The sequence below is a fragment of the Bacteroides thetaiotaomicron VPI-5482 genome (assembly GCF_000011065.1).
GTDB classification, from domain to species: Bacteria; Bacteroidota; Bacteroidia; order Bacteroidales; family Bacteroidaceae; genus Bacteroides; species Bacteroides thetaiotaomicron.
Genome location: NC_004663.1, coordinates 240,279 through 256,131 on the forward strand (window position 1 = coordinate 240,279; position 15,853 = coordinate 256,131).

The 15,853-nt window shown below is 43.2% G+C and carries 16 protein-coding genes; 3 read left to right on the forward strand and 13 right to left on the reverse strand.

All coding sequences use genetic code 11. The features are described 5' to 3' along the window. Window positions 1-78: 78 nt before the first annotated feature. Both BT_RS01075 and trxA read right to left on the reverse strand, forming a co-directional pair. Window positions 79-543 (reverse strand): thioredoxin family protein, encoded by a 465-nt coding sequence (locus BT_RS01075; protein WP_008766216.1) that lies wholly within the window; start codon window positions 541-543, stop codon window positions 79-81. A 14-nt stretch (window positions 544-557) separates the two neighbouring features. Continuing rightward, a complete protein-coding gene (trxA, locus tag BT_RS01080; RefSeq protein WP_008760534.1) occupies window positions 558-857 on the reverse strand; it encodes a thioredoxin in 300 nt (99 codons plus the stop codon). 521 nt (window positions 858-1,378) lie between these two features. On the opposite strand from trxA, the gene BT_RS01085 reads away from it, so the two are divergent. From BT_RS01085 to BT_RS01095, 3 genes are all read left to right on the forward strand, one after another. Beyond that, on the forward strand, window positions 1,379-2,638 hold the full coding sequence (locus tag BT_RS01085) for an ATP-binding protein (protein WP_011107170.1): 1,260 nt from the start codon (window positions 1,379-1,381) through the stop codon (window positions 2,636-2,638). A gap of 351 nt (window positions 2,639-2,989) precedes the next feature. After that, window positions 2,990-3,682 carry a sensor histidine kinase gene (locus BT_RS01090; RefSeq protein WP_225011859.1) on the forward strand — a complete coding sequence of 231 codons (693 nt, stop codon included), beginning with the start codon at window positions 2,990-2,992 and terminating at the stop codon, window positions 3,680-3,682. A 7-nt stretch (window positions 3,683-3,689) separates the two neighbouring features. Then, window positions 3,690-4,445, forward strand: a complete 756-nt coding sequence (locus tag BT_RS01095; protein WP_105100241.1) for a LytR/AlgR family response regulator transcription factor — start codon at window positions 3,690-3,692, stop codon at window positions 4,443-4,445. Between the two features lie 128 nt (window positions 4,446-4,573). Here BT_RS01095 and BT_RS01100 read toward each other — a convergent pair whose 3' ends face one another. The 11 genes from BT_RS01100 to BT_RS01150 form a co-directional block, all read right to left on the reverse strand. After that, entirely contained in the window at window positions 4,574-4,978 is a 405-nt protein-coding gene (locus tag BT_RS01100; protein ID WP_011107173.1) for a hypothetical protein, read from the reverse strand. Window positions 4,979-5,019: 41 nt separating this feature from the next. Further along, complete coding sequence (locus BT_RS01105) at window positions 5,020-5,598, reverse strand: hypothetical protein (RefSeq protein WP_164927904.1); 579 nt, start codon at window positions 5,596-5,598, stop codon at window positions 5,020-5,022. Window positions 5,599-5,635: 37 nt separating this feature from the next. Then, window positions 5,636-6,181 carry a hypothetical protein gene (locus BT_RS01110; RefSeq protein ID WP_011107175.1) on the reverse strand — a complete coding sequence of 182 codons (546 nt, stop codon included), beginning with the start codon at window positions 6,179-6,181 and terminating at the stop codon, window positions 5,636-5,638. A gap of 20 nt (window positions 6,182-6,201) precedes the next feature. Continuing rightward, window positions 6,202-6,831, reverse strand: a complete 630-nt coding sequence (locus BT_RS01115; protein ID WP_011107176.1) for a porin family protein — start codon at window positions 6,829-6,831, stop codon at window positions 6,202-6,204. Window positions 6,832-7,075: 244 nt separating this feature from the next. After that, window positions 7,076-9,109 (reverse strand): MobV family relaxase, encoded by a 2,034-nt coding sequence (mobV, locus tag BT_RS01120; RefSeq protein ID WP_011107177.1) that lies wholly within the window; start codon window positions 9,107-9,109, stop codon window positions 7,076-7,078. Window positions 9,110-9,298: 189 nt separating this feature from the next. After that, window positions 9,299-10,321: a DUF6371 domain-containing protein gene (locus BT_RS01125; protein ID WP_172461658.1), complete on the reverse strand. Its 1,023-nt coding sequence runs from the start codon at window positions 10,319-10,321 to the stop codon at window positions 9,299-9,301. A 114-nt stretch (window positions 10,322-10,435) separates the two neighbouring features. Continuing rightward, window positions 10,436-11,827 carry a DUF3987 domain-containing protein gene (locus BT_RS01130; RefSeq protein WP_162303146.1) on the reverse strand — a complete coding sequence of 464 codons (1,392 nt, stop codon included), beginning with the start codon at window positions 11,825-11,827 and terminating at the stop codon, window positions 10,436-10,438. 4 nt (window positions 11,828-11,831) lie between these two features. Then, window positions 11,832-12,203, reverse strand: coding sequence for a helix-turn-helix domain-containing protein (locus tag BT_RS01135; protein ID WP_011107180.1), 372 nt, complete (start codon window positions 12,201-12,203; stop codon window positions 11,832-11,834). Window positions 12,204-12,311: 108 nt separating this feature from the next. Then, a complete protein-coding gene (locus tag BT_RS01140; protein ID WP_011107181.1) occupies window positions 12,312-13,079 on the reverse strand; it encodes a hypothetical protein in 768 nt (255 codons plus the stop codon). A 366-nt stretch (window positions 13,080-13,445) separates the two neighbouring features. Then, the gene (locus tag BT_RS01145) at window positions 13,446-14,567 is read right to left on the reverse strand and encodes a site-specific integrase (RefSeq protein ID WP_011107182.1); all 1,122 of its coding nucleotides are present in this window, start codon (window positions 14,565-14,567) and stop codon (window positions 13,446-13,448) included. Between the two features lie 128 nt (window positions 14,568-14,695). Next, complete coding sequence (locus BT_RS01150; RefSeq protein ID WP_011107183.1) at window positions 14,696-15,646, reverse strand: helix-turn-helix domain-containing protein; 951 nt, start codon at window positions 15,644-15,646, stop codon at window positions 14,696-14,698. Window positions 15,647-15,853 lie beyond the last annotated feature (207 nt).

The following is a 15,853-nucleotide window of genomic DNA, read 5'->3' on the forward strand; positions in this document are numbered from 1 at the left end:
CCACACCGGATAGTGTCACCATTTTTATATTATAATGTCATTATCCTGACCGGATAGTGTCACTATAATTAGGGCTCTTTATTTCAGTAGAAATTCATCGATAGCTTTCTTGTAAGTTGCTTTGTCAGCCGCTCCACGGAAAAGCTGCGGATCTCCTTTCATAGGAATGAATACAAACAATGGAATGCTTGTTGCGTTAAACAAGGCAGCAAGTTCTTTCTGTTTGTCTACATTGACTTTGTAGATTGTTATTTTCCCTGCATATTCCTTTGCCAATTCTTTCATGATTGGGGCTGTCTGGCGACAAGGACCACACCAGTCTGCATATAAGTCGATGATGGCAGGTTTGTCACCTTTGTATTTCCACTCTTTTGATTTTTCATAATCGAAGACGTCTTTCAGAAACATTTCTTTGTCCATTACGACGACTTCACCGTTACCTGTTACCTCTTTTTTACCTTGATTGGCATCCGGTTTGTCATTGAAGGCGTATACGATAACGCTCAGCATGACAAAAGCTACCATTGCTAATACTTTCTTCATTCGCTATTTTCCTTTTATATGTAATTTTGTTCGATGATTCCTTTTAATTCACTACTGTGGATAACTCCGGAATGTCTCCATACGGCTTCTCCATTTTTGAATAAAATAAAAGTCGGCACTGCCTGTATGCGATATTTAGTAGCCAAATCTTCATGTTGGTCAACATCTATCTTCACAATACGGGCTTTATCTCCTACCATTGTTTTCAATTCTTCTAAAACGGGTTTCATTGCTTTGCAGGGTCCACACCATTCTGCAAAGAAATCAACTAAAACGGGTATCGGTGACTGTATTAAATCTTCAAACTTTTCCATAATCTTTCCTTTCTTAAATTTAAATATCAGTCTTTGAAGACTGCAAATATAATTTCTATTTTATTAATATAACGGGAAAAAGCTGTTTTTGTTCAATCTCCGTATCTATTATTACTTGATTATCAGTATTATACGCTCTAAACGGTAGAAAAGTGGCTATGTGGATTCTGTTTAGATACGAAAAGGTGAATATTTAACGTATTTAACTTCCGATTACATCAGGAATCACGAAATAAGGGGTGTGAGGGGCGCTTTTAACCGCCCCCATAATGTGGTGAATGGAAGTTATAGGACGAAATCCATAAAGGGGTACGGTTGAAACGACTCCCTTGAACGTAGGGTGTGATTACATGTCATACCCTTTGTTCTAAAAAGCATTTTTGTGTAGTTTACGATGCAACGTTTTACTGTTTTTTTGCTTGATAAACGCAGTTTTTTCATTGATTGTGCTGGATTTTGGGATAAAACCATTATTTTTGCGGTGTAAAATATGATACCAATATCAAAAATAGTACTCTAATATGATATTTGAACGTAAGAAATATTTGGATGAACTTATTGCAGGACGTGGAAATGGTCTTGTGAAGATTATAACAGGTGTCAGACGATGTGGAAAGTCTTTCCTGCTGTTTGACATCTGGCATAACTGGCTGTTGGAACATGGGGTGACTGATAATCACATCATTGAGATACAACTTGATGATTTCCGAAACAGACGGTTGAGGAAGCCTGATACCTTGCTCGACTATATAGATTCAAAGGTTATGGATGATGGCAAACCTTATTATATAGTCTTGGACGAGGTACAGTTGGTAGAAGAATTTGTGGAGGTTATTCTTAGCTTGACACACATGAGGAATGTAGATGTGTATGTGTCGGGCTCAAACTCTCGTTTCCTGTCAAGTGATGTTGTAACTGAGTTCCGAGGTAGAGGTGACGAGATACGCATCTGGCCTCTCACCTTTGACGAATACTTTAGTGGTATTGGTGGAGATATACGCAAAGCTTGGTTGGATTACTATACTTTTGGAGGACTGCCACAGGTAGCTTTGCTTGAAACGGAAGAAAAGAAAACAGACTATTTGCGTGGTCTGTATGAAACTACCTATCTGCGTGACGTAATTGAGCGTAATCATCTGCGTAATCCTGAAGGAATGAAGGAATTGGTGCGTGTAATAGCCTCGGGCATTGGTTCGTCAACCAATCCAACGAGAATAGCCAATACCTTTCAATCTGCACAAGGAGTAACCATAAAAAGAGACACTATAAAACAATACATTGACTATCTGAAAGACTCTTTCTTGATAGAAGAAGCCTTACGCTATGATGTGAAAGGTAGAAAATATATTGGTACCGAGACGAAATACTACTTCGCAGACATCGGTATTCGTGCAGCCATTCTAAACTACCGCCAACAAGAGGAAACGCACATTATGGAAAACATTATCTATAATGAGCTTCGCAGTCGTGGATATAATGTGGACGTAGGATTGGTTGAACTTGGTGGCAAGGATGAGAACGGTAAGTTTGTCAGAAAACAGTTGGAGGTAGACTTTGTGGTGAACCGCCCTCCATACAGAATGTATATCCAGTCGGCTTTTCACATGCCTACGCCAGAAAAGGAACAGCAAGAGCGACGTCCTTTATTGTCAATCAATGACCACTTTCGTAAGATTGTCATTGTTGGTGATGATATTCATCGCAAGGAGGACGAATACGGTGTGTTGACTGTCGGACTTTTGGATTTCTTGACAGACAAGAACTTGTTGGAGCAAGGATAATCATTTTATTATATAATTATGCATAAATCCAAGAACTCTTTCCTTGAGTGGCTTGTCTACTCGCTTATCTTCTTCTTCCTGTATGATATCATTTGGTTATTGGTAGACCTGCCCGACTTCCTACAGTCGGTAAACGGACTGTATCCTGAGTTGCTTATCGACTTTGCACTCTGCGGTTTGTTCTCGCTTTCGAGTTTGTGTCTCAACCGATGGCTGTTCAGACAGCGGCGCTTTTGGCGCGAGGGACATGGCCACCGTGTGTTCGTGCAGAACGGACTGGTGGTGTTGGGCTTCAACCTGCTTATTGCAGGTGGCTGCGAACTGCTGCTGAGCCTTGTAGCACCTAAGCTTATGATGCAGGATATATGGGGAACGTCTTTTCTATTCGGACTGATAGCGAGTCTTGTAGCACTCATCCACCTTTCGATGCACTTCTCCGACATGATTGTTCTGAAAGGAAAGGAGAATCTCGCCTTACAGAAACGATACCTTATGATGCAGTTGGACCCACATTTTGTGTTTAACAGTCTTAGTTCACTTGCTGGAATGATAGGGGAGGACCCGAAGATGGCTGAGGACTATGTCGTGAAACTCTCACATATCTACCGCTACATACTTCAGCATATCGACAAGGAGTATATAACCCTTGCCGACGGCACCGACTTCATCAAGTCGTACCTCGGCCTGCTCAACATGCGCTACGACAACGCCATCGTCTTGCACGCCGACGATTTGCACGGCGACCGCGACGAATGTATCCTCTCGCTGAGTCTGCAGCTTATCATCGAGAATGCCGTGAAGCATAACTGCCCGCAGAGCGGCATCGAGCTTCATGTGTCTCTTGGTCGCCAGGGCGACATGCTCGTCATAAAGAACAATCGCATATACGCTAACCACAATAACGACCAAAGTGTAGAGTCTTACGGCATAGGCATTAGCAACTTGAAGCAACGCTATCGACTGGAGGGCGAAGCTGAACCGGAGTTCATAGCCCATAAAGATTCATTTGAAGTGCGACTGCCAATCATAAAACGAAAACAATAGAAGAACGATGAAAAAGGTTTTGATTATAGAAGACGACCATTTCAGCGCAAGACGTCTGAAAAGGCTCATTATGGATATTGACGACACGATAGACGTGCATGGACCGCTGAAAAGTATGTCGGAGGTGACAGAGGAGCTTGCCGCCAACAACGACTATGACCTTATCTTTTCCGACATCCGACTTGCCGACGGTGACGTGTTTGAAGCGTTCCGCAAGGTGATGCCACAGTCGTTCGTGATCTTCACCACGGCTTACGACGAATATGCAATGGAGGCGATAAAGAACAACGGACTCGACTATCTGATGAAGCCGATTGACGCTGACGAGCTGCGTGCCGCAATCGGCAAGCTGCGGCTTAACCGCAATGCACAACAGTCTGCCGTAGAGAGTCCTCTGCATGGCGTGCTTAACGACACACGCCAATACCGCGAGCGCTTCCTAATCACGAAAGGCGACGAGCTTTGCATGCTCTGCGCTGACGACATAAGCTACATCAATATGCATGACAACCGCATCACGGCGTTTGCCGTCGACGGCACATCCTATCCGCTGGCCATGAGCATGAACGACCTGGAGCAGGCTTTAGACCCTTCCCGTTTCTTCCGTCTCAATCGACAGTATATCGCCAACATTAATGGCATCAGGAAAATCAGTTTTTACTTCGGTTCTAAACTGATGGTGAAGCTTAAAGGCTGCGAGGATGACAATATTGTTATAAGCAAGGAGAAAGCGACATTGTTTAAAAAATGGTTGGAGAAATAACAAGATGGTGTGCATTCTATGTTTCTTGCGTAGAATGCACACCCTCTTGTTATATAATGTCGTTAAAACGTTACATCGACGCCAGAAGAGATTGAATGGCGGATGCTGTTATAGTATATATTGCAAGATTATTGTTTTGCTGCATCTTGTACGAACTTGAATTCGTCGAAGGCATTTCCTGCTTCCACGCAAACCGTGAAGGAACGTGATGCGTTCGTTTCGTTGCGATTGATAATAACCTTTAGTTCGTTGTCCTCTATCTTGACGAGATACCAGCCTCCGTCAAACTCTTTGTATGAAGTGTTTTCCTTGAATTTTCCTTCTTCCTTCACGCTACTAATCCAAAAACTTTTGTAGTTTTTGCAGGCAAACAGGCTGCTTCCTCCTTCGGCTTCCACTTTCAGTTCGCCGTTCTTCAAGCCCGACGGAACCTTGCTCCACTTCATAGGGTCGGCAAGTCCATCAGGGTCGGACAATTCGCAGCTTGTAAGGGACATTACGCCTACCATCAAGCATAACAATAGTTTCTTCATACGCTTATTTGTTTAAATTGTTTGAAAATGTTCTGGTCTGCTTAGAACGACCAACCGAAGCCTATGTACGGAAAGAAAGCAGCCTTGTTGAGTCCGTACTTGTCGCCAAAGTTGAACGACGGCGAAACGCCTACACGAAACATGAAGCCGTTGGGGCGCTGATAGCGGTAGCCGATGTCGCCGAAGAAGAAATAACCGAATTGAGTTTTTGATGAAGTGTAAAATTCAGTTTTAGGAGAAGTTTCGTCTGTATTCTCCCCACCTGGATACCATCCTGTATCTTTTACGTATCCAATTGTTTCCTTTACCTGATATACACCAAGACTCGCACCGAAACCCAGCTCCAACTTGCTATTCTTCTTTCCGAGCAGATAATTTAGCTCCAACGGAACACCAACGCCATTGATTTTCTGGTCGGGCCAACCAGAATTGTCTCCATAGCCATAGCCAATGCCCACACGGTAGCCTAAACCTGAGTTTACATCGAATCTGCTGTCGTAGTTGATGCCCACAATAGTTTGGGCACCAAGTAATTCTACAGACAGACTGCGTGTCTTCTGTTGTGCCATTACTGCCGAAAAACAGCATAATGCAAATAGTGATAATACAATCTTTCTCATTATATATTTTATCATATGTTTATTGTCGGTGGATATTCTATCCTTTAGTTTGCTCATAACTACATACATATTTCCCATTATTAAAATAGTGGTATGAGTTTATTTTTCTATTCTCGTCATCACATTGTGTCAGACTCTTGTAGAACAGCTCGCCATATTTTTGATAATTGTCTGTATTATATATACTGTTGTCTATTACAAAAATAGGAAAAGTGTAGCTTGAAGGTATTGGAAAAATACCATCATATACGGATGAAATTACAACAAGGTTGATATGGTGCTTTTCGCAATAGCGTTTAATTTCTATTGGGGATATTCCATTTACACCAGAACAAAAAGGTAAATACTCATAAACTAGAACTCTTTGATGTTTCTTAATATAGTCGCTTACCTGCTTTACAGAGACTTTATAAAGATTGCCATCATTCGTAATTGAGTCAAGTGGAACTTCGCATTTCTTTACATGCAGTTTTTCTGATTCTGATAAATCCGAATAGCCAGAGCCATTCACCTCGATACATGAGGTTAAAATGACTCCGGCTGTCAGGAGTTGAACCGAATGGATAATTCTATTCAATTCCATTGTATTTGTGTATGGGGTTGTTAGAACATATATGAGAATCCCAACTGTAGGTCTTGGGCTTTAGTATTGAGTCCACCTTTAAAGATATTGGTAAATCCTCTACTATAAGAAAGGCTAAGCTGGTAGTGCTTGGCGATTTCAACGCCAACCTTGGCATCGAAGCCGAAGTTTACACGATTGAAGAGTTTGTCTCCGTAAACATTTGAGGACATTTTCTCCTCTTTGCTATGTCCTTTAGCATCAGTCGTTGTGACTTTGTCCGTACCTGTCAAGCCAAAATCTGCATAAGGGCCAACAGCAGCGAGGAGATTCAAGTTGTCTGAAAGGCGGAATTTGTAGCCTACATTGACTGGAACGAGAAGAGAGTAGGTTGAGTACTTCCAGCACTGAGTCAACTTTGTTTCGTTATTGAAATAGTTTTCGCTCTGTCTGTTTCTGTTGTTGAACAAGACCGAAGCATCCATAAACCAACCGTTCTCTGGGTTGTTGAAGTTCATTTCTGCTTTTGCACCTACAGCAAAACCGATCTTTGTTTTTGTCTCATCAGAAATGTTCAGATTTCCTCCTACAGTTGGACCGAAGCGGAATGTTTGTGCATTTGCGGCTGAAAAACAACCTAATGCAAGCAATGATAATAAAATCTTTTTCATATGTTGTTATGATTAAATTATGCTCAAGGACAAGTTGCCTAAGAACTTATTATTATGCAAAAGTACAATCGTTTGTTTTTATACACAACGCCTCCTTATGCGAAACGGCAAAAATGTATTGCGAAGCGGCAATATATTCTTTTGAAGCAATTATAGGTATTCCTCTTTTTATAATAATCCTCTCAACTCTTACGGATAAGTAACAAAGATGATGAAGTCTATTTTGTCACTATTCTCTGTTCTTTTATCGCCCCAGCCCTTTTTCTTTCTTTTGTGGAACGCTTCCAAGCCCTACCTTTTGTGTTCCGTCCCAATTTGTAAGTTGGTCAGCACACCCATTGGAGCCACCGAGTGAAACGTATGTGTCTGCACTACATGACATGTGGTCAACAAAAGCGAGAAAGTTGTCAATGGCATTGTCTGTGAATTGAACTTCATTCGTGGCGAATAGTTTTGTCCAACTGGTAATACATTCTTGCTTGAAGTCTGTAAAACCATGCCACGACATGCCAGATAAGAACCTTTTTGCTGCCGATTCTATACAGGCTTTAGAGTCCAATCCAATATTATGCTTTACAGCAGATGCCATAATGCCATAGTATATGGAAGCCGATTCTTTCTCGTTGAAGTTGACTCTGTCTGTCTTGGCAAAGGATGATAAAGCTTCATGTCCCTCATGGATGAACTTGTCAAGCACTCCTATGTATCTATTTTGCCGAGCCATGCTTTCACGTTTGGCTTCGGCTTCTTGCCGAGCCTTTTCTTTTGTTTCTTTCTCCTTACGTGCTTCCACTCGTCTCCATGCGTCTGTCATTTCAGGCTCTTGCCAAATGGCATTCCAACGAGCCTTCAAATCATTGTACATTTCCATAAGTGTAGTATTATAACTTTTGGCACTGGCGAGTTCTTCCTTCGCACAGACAAGTTGAGTAGTCACTCGCTCCACAGCCTTCTCGTCAAGTTGAGAGATACGTTGTTTGACTTTGTTGTTTTCAGTCTTTAGCGCATCATTCTCGGCACGAAGCGACTTGTTCTCCTCTATCTGCTTATTGAGATTCTGCATATAGTAAGTGTATGTCTTATTGACAGACTTGCGTACATCTTCATTCTGCTTGTCACGTTCTGCATTAACGGCTGCTACAAGAGCCTTGATGGCAGCGTAGATATTAGACACACGCTCCTCACGCCACGCCTTTTGTCCGATAATAGTAGGAATCGGGATGGCAAGTTCTTTCTTTACGGCATTCATCGCTTCTTGAACTGGAGCCTTGATGTTGAGTAAAGGAATGGTCAGCTCCTTCTTGTCAATTGTGGCAAGCACTGCATACTTCTCCACTTTGTCAAGAGCGACTTTCGCCTGACGTTCCGCTTCAAGTACCACCTTGTTCTTATGCTTGCGTCCCCGTTTCTCTTCCTCTGAAAGTTCATCATAGGAGAAGCCTCTTGCCAAGCCATACTTATGCCCTACCTTGTTGTAATAGTCAGTATGCAGTTGGGAAAGGTATTGTGATTTGTCCTTTGCTCGCTCTCCCCACACTTTGGCATAAGAGACCCTTTCAACAACACCCTTTGCCGCTTCCGATTTTGTGTAGTTGTCACGTTCTTCTTTTGGAAGTGCTCTCCATTCTTTGGTTGTAAGAACATTTTCTGGATTATCCTTGTGAATGTACTTGCTTCCGATGCGCCCACGTTTCCTTACTTGTTCAACAGGTACGGTCTGCACATGGGCATGGATGCTTGTCTCGTCACAATGCACATCAAAGCCGATGACATTCTCTTCTCCCCATTTCTCACATGCAAAGCGGTAGGTGTCCAATGCCCAGTCATAGATGCCTTTTTGCAATACAACCTTGCTGTGGTCAGCATTTGGATCTGATGTGTTGAGTTTCTGTTCACCAAAGGCAAGCCTGTTAAGCACATCATGGTCACCACTGAAAATGATGCCGACAGTGCAGTTCGGACTGTTCCTTGAAACTTGGTCGGGACGCTTGGCATCCATATACGGCTTGAAGCCAAGTTCATCGAGTCTGTGCTGCAAGCGTTCATGCAACGGCACTGACTGGTAACCAAGAGGCACTATCTTTTCGCCCTTGACTATCTCAAAGTTGAGTCTCTTGCGTGAGTAGTTATAATGGTTGTTCTTGTCTATGTCTGCGTTTTTTAGTTGGTAACGCTTCTCGTCCCAACCTCTGCGTTCCGCCTCGTTGCCCACTTGGGACGAGAACGATTTCTTGTCTGTGCCTACATGGATGGCGGCACGTGGCATGTTTCTTTCCATAAGAATCTTGTTTGAGTTTGTAACGTAGTTCTAGTATAATTGGAGACAGGTCTCGGGCGGAGCCTGAGCATAATAGAAGGACTTTTTAAGTGAACATCGCAAGCATGTGAATCTAAAAGTCCCTATTATGTTTAGGACTTTTTTGAAAGTCCGTCACGCAAGCGTGCTCGCAGATCCTTACCAACTCTGCTATGACTCTTCCACCAACACCAACCCAAGACAGTCTATCAGATGTTTGAGTGGCGGATGTTGCTTTATCAGCCTTTGTAGCGCCATCTGCGGTGTTTCCGCCATCAGTAGGAAGTCAGCAATGTCAAGACCTTTGGTCTTTTGTTCATCGGTGGCATTGTCTTCCAAGATGTTGCTTATGACAACCCTTTTGCAAACAGATTGCAGCAATGGAATTTTTGATTTCCATTTGTCCGTTGCTCCAAGGTCAGGGAATAGAATGATGTCCCGACCTCCCAACACCTTGACAGCGATTTGGTTGAGACAGCCATGCATACCTCCAGTTGCCAGCCAGATGAAATTGGGGATGAAATGGGATGCGATTATGGCAGTTTTTTCACTCTCGACAATAGCGACCGACATTGTGGGATGCTGTGCCAGCAAATGCTCACCAAAGAAACATTGGCACAAGTTGAAATCTGGAAGATGAAGAAAAGCATGCGCCCATCCAACATAAGAACGTGGCTCTTTCACACGATGTCCGTCTTTGGGATTATACAGCATGACCTTGCCAGTCCTCACCTTATCATCCTTGTCAACTTGCCAATAAATGGTTGAGCCTCCCCACTTATAGGATGTTCCGACATGATACATCTTCATCAGCCTTTCTGTCTCTTGTTCACCAAAGACCTTGGAAAGGTACTGGTATAACGGATTGATTCCGTAATGAGACAAGGAACGCTCCATAATAGCGTTGGCGATATAGGAAATAGGCTTTTCTACGACTTTCGGTTGGGTATTCCCTCTTGTCGGATAAGGCAATTTGTCCTTAGATAGAAAGTCTGGATGCTCACGGAAATAGTCTTTAGGAGTATAGTGATACCCACAACTATGCTCATGGTCGCATTTGCCTACATTGTCAGGGAAGGACACTTCCCCCTCATCATCTATGTATCTTGTGAAACAACGCTTGCGCTCACAATTCGGGCATGTGTAACGATTGCCCAATCTGTATTTCTCCAAGTGAAATCTATACTCGTTCATCATCGTAACTGAAATGAATTATTTGTGAATTTCAGCTTTCAGTTCTTTCATGTTTTCAGTTACGCACTTGTCAACTGAAAAACTGAAACAAATGAATACTGAAAACAGGTTGATTTATGTTTCAGTAGCCTGTCCTGTTTCGAACTTTACTTTTTCGTAAAATCCTTTCTTTGCCTTTGTGATTAGTCCAGACTTCATAAGCTCCTTTATATAGTTCATCACAGTACGGTCTGTAACATGCAGATTCTCCATTCCTGTTTTTATGGCTGTTTTTGTGTCAAAACTGTCTTCCAACAGATACAGCAACTCCTTGGACATAGAATCACAGGTGTCTTCAGCAACAAAGGCTCGGCAGCGTTGATAGCAATTCTCACAGTATTCATTGAGTCGTAATGCTCCTTCTATGGAATCCACATCAATACTTTGCAGATGGCTCTCGCCACAGGCGTATCTTAGAGCTTGGAGCAATAAGGCAATGCGTGCGACGTGGGTATTGTGCTTCATCACCCTCGTTTCAACATCTTCATCGTCCTCTATGGCATTGATGGCATCCACATTTCTGTTCCACCAACCAAAGAAAAGGGAATGTGCATCCTTGTCCATATAAAGGATATTTGGACAACATTCATTTGTGTCATTACACCTTGCATAGTCAAGTCCAAAGATTTTCCCGATGATGTCAGCCCATTTTCTTGAAGCCTCGCTCTGGCGCACATGGCTGTCTTCCTCATCCAGCCAGTGTGGAACTTTCTTGGATTTGGGATATACAACCAGAATACGGTCAAGAAAACCTGTATCCATGAATTTGGAAGCCATCAGTTCCTTCATTCGTTTGGTCTGTGTTGTACCGATGATGTTGACACATGGCTCTTCTACACGTTGTGGGCGGTCATTCTTGACACGTGTATTCTCCAAGTGGCATCCGCTCCAGATGGAAAGTAGGCGTTCAAGCATGGGATTTTTCCCATACCTGTCTGTATTGGCAAGCAGTCCGAGAATTTCATCATAGTTGATGGCTATGCCACGCAAGTTGTTGTAATGCTCCAATACCAGAGCCTCCAATGTAAAGTCATCCAATGTGACCCTTTTCAGAATAGGCTTCTTCATTTCCTTGCTTCCGCTTTCCTTTGTTGCACATGCTGCCTCATACAGGTCAAGTTCATGGCAAAACTTGTCAAACAGCTTTCGTTCATACTCCCGAATTGGCTTGTATGCAAGCTGTAATGGTGGAGTTTTGCCCATGCCAGGTCTGCCAACCAATATGATATAAAGAGCGGCATTCGTGTCCCAATCCTGCTTAACGTGAATACGATAGGTATTGCCAAGAGCCGCTGATGCTGCCGACAGCATGGACATGGCGACATAATCCACCTTGAAATTGCCGTGCACCACCATGTCTATGATGATGGACTGCATTTTTTGTGGAAATACCTCAAGAGGGAAGCCTGAGTCCGCTAAAGACTCGGCTTCCATGTTGATTTTATTACAGAGTTCAAGCGCATCCATGACATTACCAGTTTAAGGGTTTCGGCTTGCGCTTGTTTCCTGCAAGAATGGCTGCGTTCTCTTCCTCTGCCGTAAGAGGTACAGGATTCTTGCGGTTAGTCTCCAGCCACTTGTCAAGTTCATCCTGATAGAGGCAGTAACGTTTGCCTGGCTTGGTGGCAGGAATGCTGCCGTTACCAAGTTTCATGTAGAGAGTTGCCATCGGCATTTTCAGGTATGCCGATGCTTCCTCCACACTCATAGGTATGTGCGTATTAGCCTTGTGTGGCTTGTTCTGTGATTGCAGACTGACGATCATCTGCTTCATGCCCACCACTTCGTCCCGAAGCTGGGCAACGACCATTGGAAGGTCGTTGAAAGTTAATTCCTTATTCATTCTGATACTTTGTTAATAACTGGTGCAAAGGAACAGAATGATGCTTCCGTTACTGAGGTTCGTGACAGTCATTTGTCATTCACGAAGGATTAACTCTAACAATAGGGATTATTCGGGAATTTTCTCCGTCACATCATGGAAATCGTATCCACCATTGTCTGGCTCATCAATAGGAATGACATCATTGGAACATGGTGCTTTCAGGTTCTTCAATGTGCTGTAGTCCAAGCCTTCAAACTGTTTGGGAAACAAAGCCTTGATAAAGGCAATTCGTATTGCCATTGTGTAATCACGTTTACCCAAACGTTCTGCGATATTCCAGACAAAGTGTCTGAGTGGGATATTCTCAACCGTCTCCTTGAAACGGTTTATTGCTGTCGGGGTATATTTGGTGTCGTTGCTCCATTCCTTGACTGCCTCAATTACCTTGTACAAATCTTCCTCATACAGAAACCTTGACATGGTACGATGCACATAGTCAAGTACGGCTCTTGTTCGCTTGTCCTTTTCCTCCTGCGCTTCTTTTTCTTGTGTCTCTACACACTTGGCATAGTCTTCATGGCTGTATTTTACTGGCTCTGTTTGTGATGAAATTTGCTTTGGCTGTTCTTGTTCTGTTGCTGGCTCTGCTTCTACAACGTTTTTCTTTGTCTTGCTGTTGCTACCAATGGTCATCAGTTCATAGGGATAATTCACCATGGAAATGAATATTGCCCAAAGCAGGATGTTGCTTCCTACAAAGATGATTGATTCGACAAACAGACTTTGGTGAAAGTCATTGCCTATATACATAGCCACGACAAGAGAGATGGCGAGAATTGCAGTACCAACAAAAGCGTAGATGGTACAATCTGAAGTTTTCTTTTTTTCTATCATTATTGTATTCGTTTTATTGTTATTCGTTCAAAAACTTCCACAAAGTTAGATGCGGAAGCATGTAAAAACCGCATTTACGTTCTCTGGCACTCTTTCTTTTACGCTTTATTAGCGTTCTAATATGATTTCATACTCTGAATCATACTTGAAACTTCTCGTTAGTGCCAGTTGCTGCTTATTACTGGCTACAAAGGTAAGGATGAAGAAAAGGGATATTTGCAGTTCCTCTTTAATATCAACAGAAATTGGAATGAATTTGTCGGATTGGTTCTATCCACGACAGCAAATAGAACCAACAAAATGAGAAAAGGACTATTGGAACACTATCATTCCAACAGTCCTTTTCTGTGTATTATTGTCAAATGGTTACTTCTTCAAGGTGATGCAGCCAACCGAAGCACGCTTCTGTGCATCGGAAATCTTGGCATACACTTCTGTTGTTGCCACATTCTTGTGACCGAGATAACGCTGCACAACCGCAATACTTGTTCCTGCGTCCAGCTGGAGACAGGCAAAGCTGTGGCGTGAACAATGATAGGAGATATGCTTGGTAATCCCTGCATCTTTCAGCCAATTTTTCAGCGGTGCCTGTGTCATGGAGTCTTTGAAATCGGGGAACACCTTGCCTCGTTTATCTGGTGAATAGCCTATCAGTTCCAAGGCTTCCTCACTGATAGGGTTATGCACGATGTCCTTTGTCTTCTGCATTCGTGTGGTGACATACATCACACCATCGCTGCCGTATGGCTGTATCTCCTCCCAAGTGAGTTTCTTGATGTCGCTCTTTCGCAATGCCGTTAGGCAAGAGAAAAGGAAGGCTCGCTTCAAGGCAGGAGCAGAGCATGGTGTGGATGCCAAGCGGATAACCTCGTCTTGTGAAAGATGCTCCTTGTCAGTCGGGATTGTCTCGATACGTTCCAAGAAACCGTTCGGGTTCTCCTTTATCTTGCGGTCACGATAGGCAGTGTGGATTGAAGCACGGAAAGTTGACCAGTAGTTGGCTGCTGAGTTGATATGTAGCTTTCTGTTCTTATGCAGTCCCTGTGGTGCTGTCAGCAGATACTCACGAAATCTGTTGCACAAGTCCACGTTTATCTCCCCAAAGGTACACTTGCCTTGCGTGAATGTACGAAAGTGCATATAGACGTGCTGCCACTTGGAGTTCTTCTTGTCTGCCAGTTTCTTGAAGTAGGCAAGGAAATCTCCCTTCATTTTCTCCTTGTCGAAGAAGTCGTAACGCTCGTTGACGATAGCTTCGAAGCGACGGCAGCGTATCGCCTCGGCTCTTGCCATAAGGTTGAGGTTGTACTTCTGTTCCATCTGGTTCTTCGGCTTGGCATAGATGTAGATGCCAAGCGACTCATGGCGAATGACTTTCATCGTGCTCTCGTCACGATAGCCTGGATAATAGTCAAGATAATAGGACAGCATGTGTCCGTCCTTGATTTTGCGTGTACGCAATGATACGGTCTTGCAAATGTTGCTCATAACTGATATGTATTATTTATGATTATTCGTAGTGAAGTGTCTCTTCACGGCTGCAAAGGAATAAAATGATGCATCCGTGACTCCAATTATTCATAGTAACTGATGGATAATGCTGAAATCACTTGCTTTCACAGTCCTTTAGCAGCTCTTTCTGCCATTGCACGCTCCACATCCGTCTTCAAAAGCAGGTTCTTTACACCCACTTTTACCTTACTGATATGGTGAACTCTCACGATATGGCAGATGTTGGCACTTGTCAGACCATATATCTGCTGTACTTGCTCTGTGGTATAATAGCTGTCATCGCTCATAAGGTCAGTCCTGCGCAGTTCTTCAAGATGCTCCTTTGAGTAATAGGTACGACCGTACTCACGTTTAGTCGGTATCTTATGACGGTAGGTGTATGCCCTAAGTGCTGACTTGCTCATGCTAAAGGCTTCCTCTACATCATCAGCTGTCACCCATTCCGTTATGCTGTTGAGGTCAACGGCAGTACCGAAGAACTCATCAATATGCCGTTTGCTGTAATAGTTCTTGCCAGCGATACGGCACATCGGTATCTGGTTGCGCTTGGCGGATGTATAGAGCCAAGACTTCTTGACCTTATAAATGGACATCACTTCCTCGCCCGAATAATAGTCAAGCACATCATTCTCCTCTTTCCCTTTTGTTGGTTCCTGGTTTTGTGTTGGCTTTTCTGCTTTTGCCTTTTTACTGAGCTTGCTCTTGCTGGCAGGAACCACACGCTTGTAGGGATGACCCTCAAACATCTTCTCTATATCAGCCTTTCTAACGAATGCCATTCTGCTGCTCAATCTTGATGCCTTCAACTTGCCGTTAGCCACAAGTTTGTAGATATACTGTCGGGTGCATCCCATTAGAATGGCAGCTTTGGAGAAGGTAAGATACTCCTGATGTTGCAGATCCATGATTGGCTCAATGCCGTTAATCAAGTCCTGCTGTCTTTTCTTCCTAAGACGTTTTGTCTCAGCCTGACATTCCTCGGAACAGTATTTCTGCATACCGCTCCTTGGCACGAAAGTCTTGCCACAAAATTCACATTTTCTTGTCGGTCTCATACTCTTTGATATTGCTATGTTCTACATACTTTGAGTATTCCACCTATGGAGTAAACGGAAGTGAACCATTGCCAACCTTTGTCAACCCTGTGCACGATATAACGCTTTTTGCCTATCAGCTTCAAATCTGTCCTTCATCGTAACCACTCGTAAACCCTTGTCAACTACGTTCACGATATGACAAAATAAAAGCTCCGCAAATTCTCC

Excerpts from the sequence above, each read along its gene's own strand:
- BT_RS01130 (WP_162303146.1), bottom strand. The coding sequence starts at position 11,827 with ATGGATGCGCTTGAACTCTGTAATAAAATCAACATGGAAGCCGAGTCT.
- BT_RS01105 (WP_164927904.1), bottom strand. The coding sequence starts at position 5,598 with ATGAGAAAGATTGTATTATCACTATTTGCATTATGCTGTTTTTCGGCA.
- BT_RS01075 (WP_008766216.1), bottom strand. The coding sequence starts at position 543 with ATGAAGAAAGTATTAGCAATGGTAGCTTTTGTCATGCTGAGCGTTATC.
- trxA (WP_008760534.1), bottom strand. The coding sequence starts at position 857 with ATGGAAAAGTTTGAAGATTTAATACAGTCACCGATACCCGTTTTAGTT.
- mobV (WP_011107177.1), bottom strand. The coding sequence starts at position 9,109 with ATGGAAAGAAACATGCCACGTGCCGCCATCCATGTAGGCACAGACAAG.
- BT_RS01125 (WP_172461658.1), bottom strand. The coding sequence starts at position 10,321 with ATGAACGAGTATAGATTTCACTTGGAGAAATACAGATTGGGCAATCGT.
- BT_RS01145 (WP_011107182.1), bottom strand. The coding sequence starts at position 14,567 with ATGAGCAACATTTGCAAGACCGTATCATTGCGTACACGCAAAATCAAG.
- BT_RS01135 (WP_011107180.1), bottom strand. The coding sequence starts at position 12,203 with ATGAATAAGGAATTAACTTTCAACGACCTTCCAATGGTCGTTGCCCAG.
- BT_RS01110 (WP_011107175.1), bottom strand. The coding sequence starts at position 6,181 with ATGGAATTGAATAGAATTATCCATTCGGTTCAACTCCTGACAGCCGGA.
- BT_RS01150 (WP_011107183.1), bottom strand. The coding sequence starts at position 15,646 with ATGAGACCGACAAGAAAATGTGAATTTTGTGGCAAGACTTTCGTGCCA.
- BT_RS01140 (WP_011107181.1), bottom strand. The coding sequence starts at position 13,079 with ATGATAGAAAAAAAGAAAACTTCAGATTGTACCATCTACGCTTTTGTT.
- BT_RS01090 (WP_225011859.1), top strand. The coding sequence starts at position 2,990 with ATGATGCAGGATATATGGGGAACGTCTTTTCTATTCGGACTGATAGCG.
- BT_RS01095 (WP_105100241.1), top strand. The coding sequence starts at position 3,690 with ATGAAAAAGGTTTTGATTATAGAAGACGACCATTTCAGCGCAAGACGT.
- BT_RS01085 (WP_011107170.1), top strand. The coding sequence starts at position 1,379 with ATGATATTTGAACGTAAGAAATATTTGGATGAACTTATTGCAGGACGT.
- BT_RS01115 (WP_011107176.1), bottom strand. The coding sequence starts at position 6,831 with ATGAAAAAGATTTTATTATCATTGCTTGCATTAGGTTGTTTTTCAGCC.
- BT_RS01100 (WP_011107173.1), bottom strand. The coding sequence starts at position 4,978 with ATGAAGAAACTATTGTTATGCTTGATGGTAGGCGTAATGTCCCTTACA.